The organism is Sphingomonas sp. RS6 (assembly GCF_054489705.1).
Genome location: NZ_JBTMWM010000001.1, coordinates 197,187 through 212,234, shown reverse-complemented (window position 1 = coordinate 212,234; position 15,048 = coordinate 197,187). Strand labels below are relative to the sequence as shown.

14 protein-coding genes are annotated in these 15,048 nt (G+C 65.7%); 6 read left to right on the top strand and 8 right to left on the bottom strand.

Annotated elements, in window-relative coordinates:
• Window positions 1-364 precede the first annotated feature (364 nt).
• The 3 genes from ACX40Y_RS01020 to ACX40Y_RS01010 all read right to left on the bottom strand — a co-directional run bounded on the left by ACX40Y_RS01020 (window position 365) and on the right by ACX40Y_RS01010 (window position 3,941).
• On the bottom strand, window positions 365-1,387 hold the full coding sequence (locus ACX40Y_RS01020; protein WP_459117669.1) for a glycosyltransferase family 2 protein: 1,023 nt from the start codon (window positions 1,385-1,387) through the stop codon (window positions 365-367).
• Window positions 1,388-1,481: 94 nt separating this feature from the next.
• On the bottom strand, window positions 1,482-3,569 hold the full coding sequence (locus tag ACX40Y_RS01015) for a RelA/SpoT family protein (RefSeq protein WP_459117668.1): 2,088 nt from the start codon (window positions 3,567-3,569) through the stop codon (window positions 1,482-1,484).
• Between the two features lie 63 nt (window positions 3,570-3,632).
• The gene (locus ACX40Y_RS01010; protein ID WP_459117667.1) at window positions 3,633-3,941 is read right to left on the bottom strand and encodes a CC_3452 family protein; all 309 of its coding nucleotides are present in this window, start codon (window positions 3,939-3,941) and stop codon (window positions 3,633-3,635) included.
• 150 nt (window positions 3,942-4,091) lie between these two features.
• On the opposite strand from ACX40Y_RS01010, the gene ACX40Y_RS01005 reads away from it, so the two are divergent.
• Window positions 4,092-4,583 carry a winged helix-turn-helix transcriptional regulator gene (locus tag ACX40Y_RS01005; protein WP_459117666.1) on the top strand — a complete coding sequence of 164 codons (492 nt, stop codon included), beginning with the start codon at window positions 4,092-4,094 and terminating at the stop codon, window positions 4,581-4,583.
• Window positions 4,584-4,611: 28 nt separating this feature from the next.
• The gene (locus ACX40Y_RS01000) at window positions 4,612-4,911 is read left to right on the top strand and encodes a hypothetical protein (protein WP_459117665.1); all 300 of its coding nucleotides are present in this window, start codon (window positions 4,612-4,614) and stop codon (window positions 4,909-4,911) included.
• A gap of 4 nt (window positions 4,912-4,915) precedes the next feature.
• Here the strand turns inward: ACX40Y_RS01000 and ACX40Y_RS00995 are convergent, their stop codons facing one another.
• Window positions 4,916-5,338 carry an acyl-CoA thioesterase gene (locus ACX40Y_RS00995; protein ID WP_459117664.1) on the bottom strand — a complete coding sequence of 141 codons (423 nt, stop codon included), beginning with the start codon at window positions 5,336-5,338 and terminating at the stop codon, window positions 4,916-4,918.
• 162 nt (window positions 5,339-5,500) lie between these two features.
• Window positions 5,501-6,709 carry an LL-diaminopimelate aminotransferase gene (locus ACX40Y_RS00990; RefSeq protein ID WP_459117663.1) on the bottom strand — a complete coding sequence of 403 codons (1,209 nt, stop codon included), beginning with the start codon at window positions 6,707-6,709 and terminating at the stop codon, window positions 5,501-5,503.
• A 131-nt stretch (window positions 6,710-6,840) separates the two neighbouring features.
• Between ACX40Y_RS00990 and ACX40Y_RS00985 the strand changes: the two genes are divergently transcribed.
• The 3 genes from ACX40Y_RS00985 to clpS all read left to right on the top strand — a co-directional run bounded on the left by ACX40Y_RS00985 (window position 6,841) and on the right by clpS (window position 9,963).
• On the top strand, window positions 6,841-8,577 hold the full coding sequence (locus ACX40Y_RS00985) for a PHA/PHB synthase family protein (RefSeq protein WP_459117662.1): 1,737 nt from the start codon (window positions 6,841-6,843) through the stop codon (window positions 8,575-8,577).
• A 117-nt stretch (window positions 8,578-8,694) separates the two neighbouring features.
• On the top strand, window positions 8,695-9,462 hold the full coding sequence (locus ACX40Y_RS00980) for a phasin family protein (RefSeq protein ID WP_459117661.1): 768 nt from the start codon (window positions 8,695-8,697) through the stop codon (window positions 9,460-9,462).
• Window positions 9,463-9,630: 168 nt separating this feature from the next.
• A complete protein-coding gene (gene clpS / locus ACX40Y_RS00975) occupies window positions 9,631-9,963 on the top strand; it encodes an ATP-dependent Clp protease adapter ClpS (protein WP_459118374.1) in 333 nt (110 codons plus the stop codon).
• A 21-nt stretch (window positions 9,964-9,984) separates the two neighbouring features.
• On the opposite strand, the gene ACX40Y_RS00970 is transcribed toward clpS, so the two are convergent.
• Window positions 9,985-10,665, bottom strand: coding sequence for a Crp/Fnr family transcriptional regulator (locus tag ACX40Y_RS00970; protein ID WP_459117660.1), 681 nt, complete (start codon window positions 10,663-10,665; stop codon window positions 9,985-9,987).
• A 177-nt stretch (window positions 10,666-10,842) separates the two neighbouring features.
• Between ACX40Y_RS00970 and murA the strand changes: the two genes are divergently transcribed.
• Entirely contained in the window at window positions 10,843-12,126 is a 1,284-nt protein-coding gene (murA, locus tag ACX40Y_RS00965) for a UDP-N-acetylglucosamine 1-carboxyvinyltransferase (RefSeq protein WP_459117659.1), read from the top strand.
• Between the two features lies 1 nt (window position 12,127).
• Here the strand turns inward: murA and ACX40Y_RS00960 are convergent, their stop codons facing one another.
• A complete protein-coding gene (locus ACX40Y_RS00960; protein ID WP_459117658.1) occupies window positions 12,128-13,399 on the bottom strand; it encodes a GGDEF domain-containing protein in 1,272 nt (423 codons plus the stop codon).
• A 94-nt stretch (window positions 13,400-13,493) separates the two neighbouring features.
• The gene (locus ACX40Y_RS00955) at window positions 13,494-15,002 is read right to left on the bottom strand and encodes an acetyl-CoA hydrolase/transferase family protein (RefSeq protein WP_459117657.1); all 1,509 of its coding nucleotides are present in this window, start codon (window positions 15,000-15,002) and stop codon (window positions 13,494-13,496) included.
• Window positions 15,003-15,048 lie beyond the last annotated feature (46 nt).

Genomic DNA, 15,048 nt, shown 5'->3' with positions numbered 1-15,048 from the left:
CCAAAGTTGCCAAAGTTCACACTCTACGCGCATGAAGCGAACGCCCTCCGTCGTGCGGTTTCAGCGACCGGGTGCCGCTGATCGTCACGAGCGGACGAGACGATCGATTATCCTACTTTGCAAGGATCGGCCGGACGCCGGGCAATCGCTTATCCTCACAATACGTCGTCATCCCCGCGAAGGCGGGGATTCATCGGCGTGGATGCCGAGGCTCTTTCCCCCAGCGCTCAGGGCAATGGATTCCCGCCTTCGCGGGAATGACGATGGATGTTTGAAGCCGCAGACCATCGTCTTCATATGCGATCGCCCTGCGGCCCGACGGGGGGCAGGGCGATCGCCACACGGCGCGGTGGGCGCGCCGCAATCAGCCTTCGTCGACGACGGGGGCCTGGGGCGAGACGCCGACCGGGCGGGCATCCTCGAAGCGATAGCCGAGCGCGGCATGGCCCTGCACCGGGCCGGCGACATCGGCGATCAGATAGAGCGGGCGGCGCTTCGATTCGACATAGAGCCGGCCGAGATATTCGCCGATCATGCCGAGCACGAACATCTGCACCGCGCCGATCACCACCACGACGAGCATCGTCGAGGTCCAGCCCTGAATCGCGCTGCCGAGCAGCCAGGCGACGAGGATATAGACGATCAGCAGCAGCGACGCGGCGGTGAGCAGCAGGCCGACATGGCTGGCGAAGCGCAGCGGCGCGGTGGAGAAGCCGGTGATCGCATCGAGCGCGAAGCGGATCATCTTGCCGAGCGGATATTTGGTTTCGCCGGCATGGCGTTCGTGGCGATCATAGACGAACGGCACCTGACGGAAGCCGATCCAGGCGACCATGCCGCGGATGAAGCGCGCCTGTTCGGGCAGCGACAGCAGCGCATCGAGCGCGCGCCGGCTCATCAGGCGGAAATCGCCGGTATCGAGCGGGATCGGCGTATCGGTGATGCGATCGAGCATGCGATAGAAGATCGCCGCCGTCGCCTTTTTGAACAGGCTTTCGCCCTCGCGCTTGCGACGCACGGCATAGACGACGTCCGCCTCCTGTGCCGCCATCGTCGCGCGCATCTCGCTCAGCAGCTCGGGGGGATCCTGAAGATCGGCATCGATAATGAGGATTTGTTCGCCCGCACACAGATCGAGCCCGGCGGTGAGCGCCAGCTGATGGCCGTGGTTGCGCGAGAGATTGATCGCGACAAGATGCGGGTCGGCGGCCGAAAGCCGCTGCATCACTTCCCAGCTGCGGTCGCGCGAGCCATCGTTGATGAACACGATCTCGTAATCCTGCCCGACCGCCGCCTGCGCGGCGGCGCTGACGCGGGCGTGGAGCGCGTCCAGACACGCTTCCTCGTTATAGCAGGGGACGACGATCGAGAGTTGCGGGCGATTCATGGGCGGGCTCTGTAGCGAGGCGCCGGGGCGCCGTCACGAGGAAGGTTGCAACGGCCGCGTGCCGCAGCGCGACAGGCGCGCTGGTGAGGTTGCCTCAGACGCGCTCCGCCGAACTGACCGCATCGGCGGCGCGCAACCCGGCGAGCAGCTTCATCAGATGCGCGGCGTTGCGGACCTCCAGCACGATCGTGTTGGTGTGGAAGGTGGTGTCGCGATTGTCGAGCCGCAGGCCGAGGATGTTCGCCTTGTACTGGCCGATCAGCGTCGCCACGATGCCGAGCGCGCCTGGTTCGTTCTTGAGCGTGACGTTGATTTCGGCGGTGCCGCCTTCGGCACGATCGCCCCAGGTGAGATCGACCCAGTCCTGATCCTCGGTATCGGCGAGGCTGGGGCAATCGATGCGGTGGACCTCGATCGGTTCGCCCGGCCGGCGCACGCCGACGATCCGGTCGCCGGGGACCGGGCGGCAATCCTCCGAAAAGCGGAAGGCCATGCCGGGGGTGAGCCCCTTGAGTTCGATCGCATGGCTTTGCGATGGCATGTCGTGATCGTCGCCGGTCGCCGATCCCGGCATCAGCGCCTCCATCACCTGCCGATCGGTGAGCTTGCGATGGGCGATCGCCTCCATCAGCGTCTCCTCGTCGGGCAGCATCAGCCGCTTGAGCGCATCGGCGAGCGCGCCTTCGCCAGGCTGGACCGGCAGCCGGGTGACGATTTCGTCATAGAGCTTGGTGCCGAGCCGGATCGTCTCGTCGCGCTCCTTGTGGCGGATATGGCGGCGGATCGAAGCGCGCGCCTTGCCGGTGATCGCGAAATTGAGCCAGTTGGGCTGCGGCTCCTGCGCCTTGGAGCGGAGGATCTGGACCTGATCGCCCTGTTCGATCTCGGTGCGCAGCGGCACCACCTTGCCGTTGATCTTTGCGCCGACCGCCTGGTCGCCGAGATCCGTGTGGACGGCATAGGCGAAGTCGATCGGCGTCGCGCCCTTGGGCAGCTGGATCAGCTCGCCCTTGGGAGTGAAGGCGAAGATGCGATCCTGATACATCGCCATGCGGGTGTGTTCGAGCAGCTCCTCGGGGCTCTCGGCATGTTCGAGGATTTCGATCAGGTCGCGAATCCAGCTGACCTGCGTGTCCGGCCGGACCGCGCTCTGCTTGTAGGCCCAGTGCGCGGCGAGGCCGAATTCGGCCTGGGCGTGCATGTCGCGCGTGCGGATCTGGATTTCGACGCGCGTATCGGCGGCGTGGATGATCGTGGTGTGGAGCGAGCGATAGCCGTTGCGCTTCGGCGTCGAGATGTAATCCTTGAACCGGCCGGGCACCATCGGCCAGCGGCGGTGGATCACGCCGAGCGCGCGATAGCATTCCTCCTCGGTCTCGACGATCGCGCGGAACGCCATGATGTCCGAAAGCTGTTCGAGACTGACATGGCGCTCGGCCATCTTCTTCCAGATCGAATAGGGGTGCTTCTCGCGCCCGCTGACCTCCGCCTCGATCCCGCCGCGGCCGAGCAGCAGCTTGAGTCCCGAGGCGATCTTGGCGACGCGATCCTCCCCCTCGACGCGGAAGGATTCGAGCCGGCGGGTGATCGATTCATAGGCTTCGGGTTCGAGTTCGCGGAAGGCGAGCGTCTGCATCTCCTTCATGATCTCGTACATGCCGATCCGCTCCGCGAGCGGGGCATAGATTTCCATCGTCTCGCGGGCGATGCGGCGGCGCTTCTCCTCCTTCTTGATGAAGTGGAGCGTGCGCATGTTGTGGAGGCGATCGGCGAGCTTGACCAGCAGTACGCGAATGTCGTCGGACATGGCGAGCAGGAACTTGCGCAGATTCTCGGCCGCCCGCTCGCTTTCGGTCTGCGCCTCGATCTTCGACAGCTTGGTGACACCGTCCACCATGCGCGCGACATTGGGGCCGAACAGGCGGAGGATTTCCTCCGGCGTGGCGACGGTGTCCTCGATCGTGTCGTGCAGGATCGCGGTGGCGATCGTCTCGGCATCGAGATGCAGATCGGTGAGGATGCCCGCCACCTCGATCGGGTGGCTGAAATAGGGATCGCCCGAGGCCCGTTTCTGGGTGCCATGGGCGTTCACCGAGAAGACATAGGCGCGGTTGAGCAACGCCTCATCGGCCTGGGGGTCGTAGGAAAGGACCCGATCTACAAGTTCATACTGACGCAGCACAGCGTGTAGATGGGGCGGACCGCCGCCGCTTTGCAACCAAATTGCGCGCGGCGGCCCGTGTTATCAGCGCGCCTTGCCGTTGCAGCGCGCCAGCGCGTCGGCATCGAACGTCGTTTCGCCGGCACGGAAGGCAGAAAGCGGGCCGACTTCGCGCACCAGCAACTCGCACATGATCGTGTCGCGGCTGGTCGACCGGGCGGCGGTGCAGCCGCTCGCGTCGCACTTCCAGATCGTCGAGCGCGTGACGAGCTTGGCCTTTTCGGCGGGGGTGGCGGGGACGGCGACATAATAGCCGTCGCTCGGCCGCGCCTGGCCCTGCATCGGCGCCAGCGCAGCGGCGATCATGATCGGAAAAGCGGCAAACCGGTTCATCTTCGTTCCTCCTCGACACGGCGGATCATCGTCGATCGCTCTTTCGCCCGGCCTTAATTGACACTCGTATAAGTTGCAATAGAATACCTATGCGGCAATGCAATATGGGCGAGGTTTCGTGGGCGGCGCTTTTGCGATAGGGTCTGGTGGATGAACGATGCGATCCGAGCGAAGCTGCGCGAAGTGGCGCGCGAGTGCAGTTTGCCGGCGGCGCTCGAGGCGATGGGCGAGCGGTGGTCGTTCCTGATCCTGCGCGGCGCGTTCAACGGGCTGCGCCATTTCGAAGAGTTCCAGTCCGAGCTGGGGATTGCGCGCAACATCCTGGCCAACCGGCTGGCCCGGCTGGTCGATCACGAGATCCTGGAACGCCGGCCCTGCGCCGAGGATCGCCGCAAGGTCGAGTATCGCCTGACCGACAAGGGGCATGCGCTGCTGCCGACGATGGTGGCGCTGCGCCAGTGGGGCGAGCGGTGGGAGACGGGGGTGCGCGCCTCGCCGATCCTGGTCGATGCGCGCGACCGCAAGCCGATCGCGCCGGTGACGGTGCAGGCGCAGGACGGGCGGGTGCTGGGCAAGGGCGACCTGCTCTGGGCGCTGCCCGAAGATGTCGAGGAGCCGCCGGCGACCCCGTCGCCTCTATAATGCCCCTGTGCACCAGGGGACTTTGCGCATGACGTTCGGTGTTTCGGCTTTCGGCAGCGTTGTTTCCGGGGCGCTTGCGGGCGGTACGTCGCCCGCCCCGGTGCGGAGCGCCGCCGACGATAGCCGCGAGGCGTTCCTGCGCGAGGCGAAGAAGAGCCCGGCCGAGCGGACCAAGGAAGCCGTACTCAAGCGCCACAGCCTGAGCGAGGCGCAGTTGGACGCGCTGCCGCCCGAACGCCAGGCGGCGATCCGGCGCGAGATCGAGGAAGAGATGACGCGCAAGCTGGGCCGCGCGCAGGGCGGCGCCTTTGCCGATGTGATCGCCTGAACGCCTAGCCGCCGAGCGCCAGCAGCGCCTCGCGCACGCGGGGCGGGATCGGCTGGGGGCGGCGCGTGTCGAGATCGAGATGGACGCTGGTGATCGCGACCTCCGCATGGAGCGCGCCGGTTTCGGCGTGGCAGAGATCGGCGCGCATCGTCATGCTGGAATTGCCGACGCGCTCGACGCGGACGAACACCTCGACCAGATCGTCGAAGCGGAACGGCGCCTTATAGTCGATCTGGGCATTGACGACGTTGAATTCGGCGTCGGTCCATTCCGGCCCTAGCGCGGCGAGATCGGCCCAGCGCCAGAATTCGGTGAGGCCGACATCGGCATATTCGAGATAGCGCGAATTGAAGACGATCTTCTGCCCGTCGATTTCGGAATAGCGGACGCGGAAGCGGGTGGAGAAGGCGAAGCCGGGACGGGACATGGGCGGCGCCTTTGCCCCGGATGGGGGGCGGTTCGCAAGCCGCTTGTCGACCCACCCTCACCCTTCCCACCGCCTGCGGCGGCGGGCCCCTTCCCTCTCCCGACGAGAGAGGGAGGGAGGCGCAAAGCGCCGAAAGGGTGAGGGTGGCCTTTTCCTGACCGTTTACCCCGCGTTCGCCGCCGGCGTGTTGACTCCCATCGACTGGAGATACTTCTTCACGTTGCGCGCGGCCTGGCGGAGGCGCTGTTCGTTCTCGACCATCGCGATGCGGACGAAGCCCTCGCCATTTTCGCCGTACCCGACGCCGGGTGCCACCGCGACCTTGGCATGGGTGAGCAGCTGCTTGGAAAATTCGAGGCTGCCGAGATGCGCCAGCGCCGGCGGCAGCGGCGCCCACGCGAACATCGAAGCGCGCGGGGAGGGGATTTCCCAGCCGGCGCGGGCGAAGCTCTCCACCATCACGTCGCGGCGCTTGTGATAGAGCAGGCGGTTCTTCTCGACGATGTCCTGCGGGCCGTTGAGCGCGGCGCAGGCGGCGGCCTGGACCGGGGTGAACGCGCCGTAATCGAGGTACGACTTCACGCGCGTCATCGCCGCGATGAGCTGCTTGTTGCCCACTGCGAAGCCGATGCGCCAGCCCGCCATCGAATAGGTCTTGCTGAGCGAGGTGAACTCGACCGCGACGTCCTTGGCGCCCTTGACCTGGAGGATCGACGGCGTCGGCTTGCCGTCGAAATACAGCTCCGAATAGGCAAGGTCGGAGAGGATCCACACCTTGTTCTCGCGCGCCCATGCGACCAGCCGCTCGTAAAAGGCGAGGTCCACCGTCTCCGCCGTCGGATTTGACGGATAGTTGACGACGAGGATCGAGGGGCGCGGCACGGTGAAGTTCATCGCGCGCTCGAGGCTTTCGAAATAGGCGTCGTCGGGCGTGGTCGGCACCGCGCGGATCGTGGCGCCGGCAATGATGAAGCCGAACGTGTGGATCGGATAGCTCGGATTGGGCGCGAGGATCACGTCCCCGGGCGCGGTGATCGCGGTGGCGAGGCTGGCGAGGCCCTCCTTCGAGCCCATCGTCACCACGACTTCGGTTTCGGGATCGAGATCGACGCCGAAGCGGCGGCCATAATAGTTCGCCTGGGCGCGGCGGAGGCCCGGAATGCCCTTGGACTGCGAATAGCCATGTGCATCGGGCTTGCGCGCCACTTCGCACAGCTTTTCGATCACGTGATCGGGCGGCGGCAGATCGGGATTGCCCATGCCGAGATCGATAATGTCCTCTCCGCCCGCGCGCGCCGCTGCCCGCATCGCGTTCACTTCGGCGATGACATAAGGGGGCAAGCGCTTGATGCGGTAGAATTCTTCGGACATTTCCTCGACTTTCAAGGGTTGTGAATGGCGACACAAAATTGTGTCGTGGCCGCGTTCTACGCCATAAACGCGCGGCCGGGAATGACGCATTGCTTCGCCTGCGCTAAGGCGAGGCAAAGGAGAGGACGTAAATGGCCGATACGCTCACGCCGACCCTGCCCAGCCTGGAAGACCTGCAGCACTGGACCTGGGTGCTGGGGCGCGCGCAGCAGATGATGCTGGAACATGGGCTCGACCTGATGGAGCATGTGCCGGCGGCGCCGCCGTTCGGGCCGATGATCGATCCGACCGCCGCGATGCGCGCGAGCGCGGGCCTGTGGGCGGATACGATGCAGCTGTGGCAGCGCTTTCTGGACCCCGCCAATGCCGAGCCGTTCGTCGAGACGCCCGAACAGGCGCGCGACAAGCGCTTCAAGGCGCCGCAATGGCGCGAGGAGCCGGTGTTCGATTTCCTGCGCCAGAGCTATTTCGTCATCGCCGACCATCTGCTCAAGAATGTCGAGGCGCTGGAGCATGTCGACGAGCGACAGAAGGACCAGATCCGCTTTGCCACCAAGGGCTTTATCGACGCGATCAGCCCGACCAATTTCCCCGCAACCAACCCGCAGGTGATCGAGAAGATCGTCGAGACGAAGGGCGAGAGCCTGCTCAAGGGCCTGCAGAACATGCTGGCCGACATGGCCAAGGGCCAGATGACGCAGACGGCGGAGGGCGCGTTCGAGCTGGGCCGCAACCTGGCGATGACGCCGGGCAAGGTGGTGAAGCGCACACCGCTCTACGAACTGATCCAATATTCGCCGACGACGGATACGGTGCTGGAAACGCCGCTGGTGATCTTCCCGCCCTGGATCAACCGTTTCTACATCCTCGACCTGACGCCGGAGAAGAGCTTCATCCGCTGGGCGGTGGACCAGGGGATCACCGTGTTCGTCGTCTCGTGGCGTTCGGCCGATGCGAGCATGAAGGACGTGGTGTGGGACGATTATGTCGAGCGCGGCCAGATCGACGCGATCGACACGGTGCGCGACCTGCTCGACGTCGAGAGTGTCCACACGATCGGCTATTGCGTGGCGGGGACGACGCTGGCCGCGACGCTGGCGGTGCTCGCAGCGCGGGGACAGGCGGACAAGGTGAAGAGCGCGACCTTCTTCACCGCGCAGGTGGACTTTGCCGATGCCGGCGAACTGCGCGTGTTCGTCGATGACGACCAGCTGGCGATGATCCGAAGCCTCAGCGCCGACGGGTTCCTCGACGGGCGCTACATGGCGGCGACGTTCAACCTGCTGCGCGGGCGCGACCTGATCTGGAATTACGTCACCAACAACTATCTGATGGGCAAGGATTATGCCCCGTTCGATCTGCTCCACTGGAATTCGGACGTCACCAACCTGCCGGCGGCGTGGCACCTGAGCTACCTGACCGACCTGTACCGCGACAACAAGCTGATCGCCCCTGGTGCGCTCAGCATCGGCGGCACGCCGATCGACCTGTCAAAGGTGCAGACACCGGTGTATATCCAGGCTGGACGCGAAGATCACATCGCACCCGCCAAAAGTGTCTGGAAGATGACAAAGCATTTCCGCGGCGATCATCGCTTCGTTCTAGCGGGATCGGGTCATATCGCTGGTGTCGTCAATCCGCCTGCTGCAAAGAAATACCAATACTGGACCAATGACAAACCCACCGAGTCGCTTGAAGACTTTGTTGAAAAAGCGGTCGAGCGGCCGGGAAGCTGGTGGCCGGACTGGTTGACTTGGCTTTCTGCGATAAGCGGTGGCAAAGTCGAGGCGAGCGGATCACGTATCCCCGGGGAGGGTGCGTTGCCTGCATTGGCCAATGCGCCGGGCGAGTACGTCAGAACTCGCTGATATAAAATCATAAAATTCCACTTCGGAATTTATGCTGCACTGCACAATAGTTCCTTGCAATGTCATCGCCGCAGCGCTATATGCTGCGGTGCAGCAATAGTCAGGGAACCGAGTCAAATGGCCAGCAAAGGACCGAAGACCACGGCCAAGCCCGCGGCAACCAAGCCGATGGCCCGGGCCGCCAAGCCGGCCGCGCCAAAGAGCGACGTTCCGGCTGAGAAGGCGGCACCCGCACCCGTTGTCGAAGCGACCGAACCGGTCGCGGCGCCGGCGGTGAAGGCGCCTGCCGAGGCGCTGGCGGCTGTGTCGCAGGAAGTAGAAGCTACCGTACCGAAGACCGTCGAAGCCGCGGCAGAGCCGGCCAAAGCCGCCGCCGAGGAAATGACGAAGACAGCAGAGACCGTCGCGCCGGCGGTCACCACCAGCATCGCGAAGGAAAAAGCTACCATGGAAACCACCATCGAGAACGGCACCGCCAAGGCCCAGGCGTTCTTTTCGGACCTGAACGACCGCACCAAGGCGATGATGGAAAAGTCGACCAAGATGGCCGAAGAGGCCAATGAGTTTGCCAAGGGCAACCTGGAAGCGATGGTCGAATCGGGCCGTATTGCTGCCAAGGGCTTCGAGTCGCTCGGCCAGGAAGCGGCCGAATACAGCCGCAAGTCGTTCGAGACCGCGACCGCGACGATGAAGAGCCTGGCGTCGGTGAAGTCGCCGACCGATTTCTTCAAGCTGCAGAGCGATTACATGCGCAGCGCGTTCGATTCGTACGTCGCCGAGACGTCGAAGCACGCCGAAGCGATGATGAAGATCGCCGGCGACGCCGCGCAGCCGCTGTCGAACCGCTTCGCGGTGGCGATGGAAAAGGCGAAGACCGCCGCCTGAGCGGTTGTCCTTGCCGGATCGAAGGGGCGGTCGCCGGTGGCGATCGCCCTTTTGCGTATCGGAGCGGCAATGGCTTTTGGGGCAGGAAATCGTCGCGATCCCTTGCCCTCAACCGACCAGCGGCATATTTTGAGAGCAATGAGCGAACTGACCGCGATTGACATCCGTATGGCCGAAGACGGCGACGACGACGAGCGGGGCAATGATCCCTCGGTCGGCATCGCGACGCGCACGCGCACGCGGACGAAAAAGCCGACGCCCTATCGCGTGTTGATGCTCAACGACGATTACACGCCGATGGAATTCGTCGTGCTCGTCCTCCAGCGCTTCTTCCGCATGAACATCGAGGAGGCGACGCGGGTGATGCTGCATGTGCATCAGCGCGGCGTGGGGGTGTGCGGCGTGTTCAGCTATGAGGTCGCGGAGACCAAGGTGTCGCAGGTGATCGATTTCGCCCGGCAGAACCAGCATCCGCTGCAATGCACGCTGGAAAAGGCCTGAACCGCCGCCGATGAGCCGCGGCTAGCGCGGTGCCGGCAGCCAGCGCAGATCGAGCCCGCGATAGCGGTTCACATAGTTCGCCGCCGCGGCGAGCGCGCCTTCATCGACCAGCGTGACCCGGCTGCCCTCGCGGGCGATCATCCCGTCCTCCTCGAGCTGGCGCAGCATTCGGTTCACATGGACGGCGGTGAGGCCCGTGGCATCGCCGATCTCCTCCTGCGTCAAGCCGAGCAGGAAGACGTTGCCGATGTCGCGATCGGTGGCGCGCAGGCGATTGCGAAGTTCGAGCAGCAGCGCCGCCACGCGCGCCTTGGCGCTGGTGCGGCCCAGCGCGGCGAGCCGATCGGTGAGCGCCACCCGCTCGATCTGGCTATAGACCAGGATCATCGCCGACAGCCGCGGGTGCGCGGTCATGATGTCGGCCAGCGCCGCGCGGTCGAACGGACAGACCACCGAATCGGAGAGGGCGCACAGCGTTTCCGGCGCCTCCTGATAGATTGCCGAGGAAATGCCGAGCATGTCGCCCGGGAACAGGAAGCGCAGGATCTGGCGGCTGCCGTCGTCGAGCAGCACATAGCTCATCATCAGGCCCTTGCGCAGAATGAACAATTCGCCGCAGGGTTCGTTCTCCCGCTGAAGAATTGCGCCCCGACGCAAATGGCGCTGCCGCACCTCGAGATTATCGAGGGCGGCACGCTCCATCGACGTGAGCGTAACGAGCTCACTCAGAACATCTGCAAAACAACTACCTGGCACGCTTGGCATCACCCCCGGAATGTCTCCTGAAAAGCAGCGCGACGAAATGAGCGCATTAAAGTCGATCAAGCGGTTGCGGCGGGCTGCGCTTGCGCCTCCCTGTGAAGCCGGTAGAAGCCCGGCATGGATCGCATTCTCATTCGCGGCGGCAAGCGCCTTTCGGGCAAGATCGCCATTTCCGGCGCCAAGAATTCGGCGCTGACATTGATGCCATGTGCGTTGCTCACCGATGAACCACTGACGCTGCGCAATCTGCCGCGTCTCGCGGACGTCGACAGCTTCGGACATCTACTGAACGAGCTGGGCGCATCGACCGCGGTGGAGGGCACGCGCCCCAATGATTTCGGCCGGGTGATGACGGCACGGGCGGGGCGGCTGACCTCGACCGTCGCGCCCTATGACATCGTGCGAAAGATGCGCGCGTCGATCCTGGTGCTGGGGCCGCTGCTGGCGCGGGCGGGCGAGGCGACGGTATCGCTGCCCGGCGGCTGCGCGATCGGCAACCGGCCGATCGACCTGCACCTGAAGGCGCTGGAGGCGCTGGGCGCCGAAATCGAGGTGAGCGCGGGCTATGTGAAGGCGAGCGCGCCGGGCGGGCGGATCGCCGGCGGGCGATTCCGCTTCCCGGTCGTCTCGGTCGGCGCGACCGAGAATGCGCTGATGGCGGCGGTGACGGCGCGCGGCACGAGCGTGCTGGAAAATGCCGCGCGCGAGCCCGAGATCGTCGACCTGTGCAAGCTGCTCGTCGCAATGGGCGCGGTGATCCGCGGCATCGGCACCGAAACGCTGGAGATCGACGGGCGCGAGCGGCTGCACGGCGCGACCTATGCGGTGATGCCCGACCGGATCGAGGCGGGCAGCTATGCCTGCGCGGCCGCGATCACCGGCGGCGATGTCGAACTGGTCGGCGCTTCGGCCGATGACATGCGCGCGACGCTCGACGCGCTGGTCGATGCCGGGATCACCGTCGAGGAGACGGCGAGCGGCGTGCGGATCGCGGCCGACAACGGCATCCGGCCGCTGACGCTCAACACCGCGCCGTTCCCGGGCTTTGCCACCGACATGCAGGCGCAGTTCATGGCGATGCTGTGCAAGGCCGATGGCGCGAGCGTGCTGACCGAGACGATCTTCGAAAACCGCTACATGCACGTGCCCGAACTGGCGCGGATGGGCGCCGATATCGAAGTGCGCGGCCGCACCGCGATCGTGCGCGGCGTGCCGCGGCTGACCGGCGCGCCGGTGATGGCGACCGATCTTCGCGCGTCGATGAGCCTGATCCTGGCGGGGCTGGCCGCCGAGGGCGAGACGCAGGTCAACCGCGTCTATCACCTCGATCGCGGCTATGAGCGGCTGGAGGAAAAGCTGCAGGCGGTGGGTGCCGATATCGAGCGCGTCGGCGACGGCTGAGCTATTCGGCCGCGAGCGAAAGCTGCGGCGATTCACGGGCGGGCGCCGCGACGACGCGGTTCCGCCCGCCTTCCTTCGCCTGATAGAGCGCGGCGTCAGCGATGCCGAGCAGATCGCCATGCGAGCGGGTGCATTCGGGCATCGACGCGACGCCGAACGAGGCGGAGATCCGCGCGTCGTGCGTTGCCGACAGCGCCTCGATCCTCGCGCGCATGACCTCTGCCCTGGCCATCGCCTCGGCGAGCGCGCATTCGGGCAGGATCACCAGCAATTCCTCGCCGCCATAGCGGCACGCGACGTCGGAGGGGCGCAGCACGCCCATGATCGTCGCGGCGGTTTCGCGCAGCACCGCGTCGCCCATCGCGTGGCCGAATTCGTCGTTGAGCTTCTTGAAGTGATCGAGGTCGATCATGATCGCGGAAAGGCTCGCGCCGCTGCGTTCGGCCATGCTGGCATAGCGGCTGAGCGCATCCTCCATATAGCGGCGGTTGTAGAGCCCGGTGAGCGGATCGCGCAGCGCCTGGGTGCGCAGTTTCTCGCGCAGCGCGATGTTCGAAACGGCGAGCGACATCGCATCGGCGATGGCGGTGGCAAGCGGCTCGATACGCTTGAGCTCGGTAATCGAATCGGGCCGGGCCGTGGCGATCTGGAGCAGGCCCTGGACTTCGCCATGCGCGGTCATCGGCAGTTCGAGCACTGCGGTGCCGCTGAGATGATGGTCGCAGCGCAGCACGCCCGGGCCGTCGGCGTTGAGATGCCATTTGCCGCGCTTGAGCGCCCAGCACTGCCCCGGGGTCAGCATCGGCCGGGGCGTCTCGCCATCGGGCCAGTGCCAGGTGCCCGACAGTTCGAGCCGGTCGCGCGAGTTGTTGAACACGTAGAGCGCCCCGCCAAAGCCGTCGAGCAGCGAACCGAGCGTCGCGCCCAGAACGGCGTTGGCATCGGGATAGCCGCCGGCGCTTTGCAGCATCTCGGTCATGCGGAACAGGTGGTTGACCTGTTTGCGCTCGGCATGCGCGCGGTCGGCCTCCTCGCGCCGCTCGCGCAGGATCCGCAGCGTGCGCGGGCCGCCGATCAGCAGCAGCACCAGCGCCAGCACGGCGCTGGCCATCTCGATCAGGAAGAACGCGACCTTCGCGTCCCGATAGGTAACGAACGGATCGATCGCATGCATCAGCAGCATCACGCCGATCGCCGCCGCCGAAATGCCCATACGGTGGCGAAGCGTGCGTTCAAGCGGGTCGAGCGCGTCCGTCGAAAGAGGCGGGGTCAAGCGGGTCCATCCGGGTGACGCGACCGCCCGGCGCGGCCGCTTTCCCCCTCATTATAGAACCGAAACCTCGGGACCGGCGGCACGGCCCGTATCGTCAGCCGCGCATCGTTCCCGTTTCGATGAAGCGCTGGTGCCAGGCGAACGCCTCGCCGCACAGCATCGGCGTCTGCCGGCCATAGCCGCCGGCCAGCGCACGCGCATAATAGTCGCGGAGCATCGGGCGATAATCGGGATGGGCGCAGCGTTCGATCACCTGCTCGGCGCGGCGGCGGGGCGCGAGGCCGCGCAGATCGGCCAGCCCCTGCTCCGTCACCACAACCTGCACGTCCTGCGCGATATGATCGACATGGCTGACGTGCGGCACGATCGCCGAGATCGACCCGCCCTTGGCCGTCGAAGGCGACATGAAGATCGAGATATAGGCGTTGCGCGCAAAGTCGCCCGATCCGCCGATGCCGTTCTGGATGCGCGAGCCCATGATATGGGTGGAGTTGACGTTGCCGTAGATGTCCGCCTCGATCATGCCGTTCATCGCGAGGCAGCCGAGACGGCGCACGACTTCGGGATGGTTGCTGATCTCCTGCGAGCGCAGCAGGATGCGGTCGCGGAACCGGTCGAGGTCGCTGTTCAGTCGCTCGGCGGCACTGGGGCTCAGCGAAAAGGCGGTGCAGCTCGCCATGCGCAGCTTGCCCGCCGCGAGCAGGTCGAGCATCCCGTCCTGAAGCACCTCGGTATAGGCCGTCAGATTCTCGAACGGCGCGGTCAGCAGGCCGGCGAGCACCGCATTGGCGATGTTGCCCACGCCCGACTGCAGCGGCAGCAGCGACGGCGGCAGCCGGCCCTTGCCGACTTCGTGGCGAAGGAATTCGATCAGGTGCTGGGCGATCGCGAGCGCGCTGGCGTCGGGCGCAGCGAAGGGCAGGTTGCGATCGGGGGCGTTGGTTTCGACGACCGCGATCACCTTGTGCGGATCGCAGCGCAGCGTCGGCTGGCCGATGCGCTGGTCGGGCGCGGTGAGCGGGATCGGCACGCGGTTGGGCGGCAGCGCGGTGCCGTAATAGATGTCGTGCATCCCCTCCAGCGCGGGGTTCTGCCAGTGGTTGACCTCGAGGATCACGCGCTTGGCGACATCGAGCCAGGTCTTGTTGTTGCCGACCGAGGTGGAGGGGATCAGCGAGCCATCCTCGCGGATGCCGGCGACTTCGATCACCGCGACGTCGAGCGGCCCCAGAAACCCTTCCCAGGCGAGGGGGGCAACCTGGCTGAGGTGCAGGTCGACATAGTCGATCTCGCCGGCGTTGATCTTCTCACGCGCGATCGGATCGGAATTATAGGGCAGCCGTGCCGAGATGCCGTCGACGCGGGCGAGCGCGCCGTCGAGTTCAGGCCCGGTTGAGGCGCCGGTCCACACCTTGAGCCGCATCGGCTTGCCGGCGGCGTGCTCCGCTTCGATCTGCGCGGCGAGCGCGGTCGGCACCGCCTTGGGATAGCCGGAGCCGGTGAAGCCGCTCATCCCCACCGCCATGCCATCGGCGATGAACGAAGCGGCATGTTCGGCGGTGGTGACCTTGGCGGCGAGACCGGGGTGCGCGATACGGGACATGAAACCTCTTATAGGGCTGCGACGCTGGCGGCGATGCAGCCCTATC

What these genes read in the sequence shown, in the direction of transcription:
- ACX40Y_RS00995 (WP_459117664.1), bottom strand. Translation starts at nt 5,338, where the DNA reads ATGTCCCGTCCCGGCTTCGCCTTCTCCACCCGCTTCCGCGTCCGCTAT.
- ACX40Y_RS01020 (WP_459117669.1), bottom strand. Translation starts at nt 1,387, where the DNA reads ATGAATCGCCCGCAACTCTCGATCGTCGTCCCCTGCTATAACGAGGAA.
- ACX40Y_RS01005 (WP_459117666.1), top strand. Translation starts at nt 4,092, where the DNA reads ATGAACGATGCGATCCGAGCGAAGCTGCGCGAAGTGGCGCGCGAGTGC.
- ACX40Y_RS01010 (WP_459117667.1), bottom strand. Translation starts at nt 3,941, where the DNA reads ATGAACCGGTTTGCCGCTTTTCCGATCATGATCGCCGCTGCGCTGGCG.
- ACX40Y_RS00985 (WP_459117662.1), top strand. Translation starts at nt 6,841, where the DNA reads ATGGCCGATACGCTCACGCCGACCCTGCCCAGCCTGGAAGACCTGCAG.
- ACX40Y_RS00955 (WP_459117657.1), bottom strand. Translation starts at nt 15,002, where the DNA reads ATGTCCCGTATCGCGCACCCCGGTCTCGCCGCCAAGGTCACCACCGCC.
- clpS (WP_459118374.1), top strand. Translation starts at nt 9,631, where the DNA reads ATGGCCGAAGACGGCGACGACGACGAGCGGGGCAATGATCCCTCGGTC.
- murA (WP_459117659.1), top strand. Translation starts at nt 10,843, where the DNA reads ATGGATCGCATTCTCATTCGCGGCGGCAAGCGCCTTTCGGGCAAGATC.
- ACX40Y_RS01000 (WP_459117665.1), top strand. Translation starts at nt 4,612, where the DNA reads ATGACGTTCGGTGTTTCGGCTTTCGGCAGCGTTGTTTCCGGGGCGCTT.
- ACX40Y_RS00990 (WP_459117663.1), bottom strand. Translation starts at nt 6,709, where the DNA reads ATGTCCGAAGAATTCTACCGCATCAAGCGCTTGCCCCCTTATGTCATC.
- ACX40Y_RS00970 (WP_459117660.1), bottom strand. Translation starts at nt 10,665, where the DNA reads ATGGAGCGTGCCGCCCTCGATAATCTCGAGGTGCGGCAGCGCCATTTG.
- ACX40Y_RS00980 (WP_459117661.1), top strand. Translation starts at nt 8,695, where the DNA reads ATGGCCAGCAAAGGACCGAAGACCACGGCCAAGCCCGCGGCAACCAAG.